Origin of the sequence: Cryobacterium sp. RTC2.1 (assembly GCF_035018685.1) — a bacterium.
Classification (GTDB): domain Bacteria; phylum Actinomycetota; class Actinomycetes; order Actinomycetales; family Microbacteriaceae; genus Cryobacterium; species Cryobacterium glucosi.
In genome coordinates this window covers 1-715 of the sequence record NZ_JASJXJ010000333.1, presented here as the reverse complement: position 1 = coordinate 715, position 715 = coordinate 1, and the positions used below count along the sequence as shown (strand labels likewise).

The following is a 715-nucleotide window of genomic DNA, read 5'->3' as shown; positions in this document are numbered from 1 at the left end:
GCGCGGACCCGATGGAGCCGGAGACGGCGTACCAGATCATCCACGACGAGATCATGCTCGATGGCAATGCCCGGCTGAACCTCGCGACCTTCGTGGGCACCTGGATGGATGATCACGCCGGCCGGCTCTACACGGAGGCCTTTGACAAGAACGTCGTCGACAAGGACGAATACCCCCAGACCGCGGCGATCGAGGAGTATTGCTGGCGGATGATCGCGGGCCTCTGGCATGCGCCTGAGCCGATGGACACGATCGGCACGTCGACGATCGGATCCTCGGAGGCGTGCATGCTCGGCGGACTGGCCCTGAAACGACGCTGGCAGCAGGCCAGGCGGGCGGCCGGGAAGCCGACCGGGCAGCCGAACCTCGTGATGAGTTCCGCGGTGCAGGTGTGCTGGGAGAAGTTCTGCAACTACTGGGACGTCGAGGCGCGCTTCGTGCCCATCAGCGAGGAGCATCCGAGCCTCGACGGCCACAACCTCGAAAGCTATGTCGATGAGAACACGATCGGCGTCGTCGCGATCATGGGCGTGACTTACACCGGGGTCTACGAGCCGGTCGCGGCGATCGCCGCAGCCCTCGACGAGGTCCAGGAACGCACCGGACTGGACATTCCGATCCATGTCGACGCGGCATCCGGGGGCATGATCGCGCCCTTCCTGCAGCCGGAACTGGCCTGGGACTTCCGGTTGGAACGGGTGCATTCGATCAACAC

Annotated in this window: 1 protein-coding gene; it reads left to right on the top strand. The window is 64.9% G+C overall.

All coding sequences use genetic code 11. The features are described 5' to 3' along the window. Window positions 1–715: pyridoxal-dependent decarboxylase (locus tag QN357_RS19150; protein WP_323505418.1), on the top strand; the 715-nt coding region annotated here is incomplete at both ends.